This is a genomic window from Streptomyces sparsus (assembly GCF_054776295.1).
Genome location: NZ_BAAHCA010000157.1, coordinates 1 through 1912 on the forward strand (window position 1 = coordinate 1; position 1912 = coordinate 1912).

General features: G+C 71.5%; 2 protein-coding genes. One reads left to right on the top strand and one right to left on the bottom strand.

Annotated elements, in window-relative coordinates; all coding sequences use genetic code 11:
• Positions 1-123 precede the first annotated feature (123 nt).
• A complete protein-coding gene (locus ACYVE9_RS10640) occupies positions 124-1113 on the top strand; it encodes a BtrH N-terminal domain-containing protein (protein WP_461027529.1) in 990 nt (329 codons plus the stop codon).
• 174 nt (positions 1114-1287) lie between these two features.
• Here the strand turns inward: ACYVE9_RS10640 and ACYVE9_RS10645 are convergent.
• A partial coding sequence (locus tag ACYVE9_RS10645) for a helix-turn-helix domain-containing protein (protein WP_461027530.1) occupies positions 1288-1912 on the bottom strand: 625 nt, incomplete at its 5' end.

Sequence of the window (1912 nt, forward strand, 5' to 3'; positions counted from 1 at the left end):
GACCCCGCCGGCGCCCCGACCGGGCGGCCCCGGCCCTGCCCGGCGGCATCATGCCTGGCGCGCAGAGGCGTGGCACGCCCAGCTGCGGCGCCGCCGTCCGGCGACGGAGGAGAATCGGTAAGCATGACCAGGGTGAAGGACATCGACGTCCGCGGCATGCGGCACTGTGAGACGACGACGCTGGGCGTGCTGCTGCGGCATGAGGGACTCGACTTGTCCGAGCCCATGCTGTTCGGGCTGGGCTCCGGGCTGTCCTTCGTCTACTGGGACAGCAAAGGGCTTGGCTTCCCCTTCCTGGGGGGTCGCGTCAAGCCGTTCGAGCTCACCAGGAACCTGGCCGCCTCACTCGGACTCGAACTGCTGGTCAAGGAGACCACCTCGCCGCGCAAGGCGTGGCAGAACGTGGCGGCCCACATCGACGCCGGTCGACCGGTCGGCCTTCAGCTCGACAGCTACCACCTGGACTACTTCACCACCAAGGCCCACTTCGGCGGCCACGTCGTGGCCATGTACGGCTACGACGAACAGGACGCCTACCTGGTGGACACCGAACCGCAGGGCGGGGCCGTCTCCACCAGCCTCACCGGCCTGGCCAGGGCCCGGGCCGAGCGCGGCCCCATGACCGCCAGGCACCGCTCCTTCACCATCACCGCGCCCCGCAACTCGACGCCACCGCAGGACCTGCTCATTCCCGCGATCAGGAACTGCGCAGAAGCCTTCCTGAGCCCGCCCATCGCGAATCTGGGCCACCGGGGCATCAAGAAGGCCGCCGAGCAGGTGCCGAAGTGGCTCCAGCGCAGCGACAATCAGCGGGAGGACCTGTCCAGGACCGCAGTCCTCATGGAGAGGGCCGGTACCGGCGGTGCCCTGTTCCGCAACCTCTACCGGGACTTCCTCGCCGAGTGTGCCCAGCTGATCGACAGCAGCCACCTGCGCACCGGCCACGACCTGTACCGTGAAGCCGCCGCCCACTGGACCGAGGTGGCCGCACTCGTCGCGGCAGCCGGCGAATCCGGCGACGCGAAGTACCTCTCGCAGGCCGGCTCCCTCCTCCATGAGCTCTCGCGCATCGAACGCGAGGCGATGCAGGCACTCAGCATGCTTCGGACGTGAGGACCGGCAGGGTTGTGCACGTGCGCGAGGGGCGGCCGTGCCGCGAGTACGAGTGTGGCGCCCCGGGACCCCCGACGACAGGTTGCGCGGCTGAACCGGCTGAACCGGCTGGATCGGCCGGACCACCGCCACCACCGCTGGTCCCGGCATGACGCGTTCCTGCCGAGTTCGTGCTCAGGTAGCGGCCGTCTCCGCCAGCCGGAACGCGTCCAGGGCGAGTGTCATCTCGGTCAGGTCGCGCGGATGGGAGAGTGAGCGGGACGTCAGCTGCTCCAGTCGCCGCAGCCGGTTGAAGACCGTGTTGCGGTGGCAGTACAGCCGGGTCGCGGCCCGGCCCGCCGACGCCCGGCTCTCCAGCCAGGCGTCCAGGGTCTCCAGCAGCAGCGCGCGGTCGGCGGCCTCCAGCTCCAGCAGCGGCCCGAAGACGTCCGACACCAGCAGCCCCGCCAGCTCCGGCTGGCTCACCACCAGCGCCGCCGGCAGCCGCTCGTCGAGCCGCAGGCTGCGTTCCGTCTCCGGCCCGCAGGTCCGCAGCGCGACCTCGGCAAGCCGGCGGGCCCGGCCCAGGTCCTCCAGACCGCCCACGACGGGTGAGATGCCGCCCGGGCCGGGACACCGCTTGCGGAGCACGGCCGCCAGTTCGGCGAGCCCGGCGTCCGCACCCAGGGCGACCACCGCCACCTCGTAGTCGGTGCGCATGCGCCAGGTGAACGTCATGCCCTCCGCCGCCGGGATCCGGTGGAACGGCGCCTGACCCAGCTGCCGTTCGGCGCGCAGCGCCACCACCGCGTACCGGCCC

Bases quoted from the DNA above. Each gene is read 5' to 3' on its own strand.
- ACYVE9_RS10640 (WP_461027529.1), top strand. From the start codon at position 124: ATGACCAGGGTGAAGGACATCGACGTCCGCGGCATGCGGCACTGTGAG.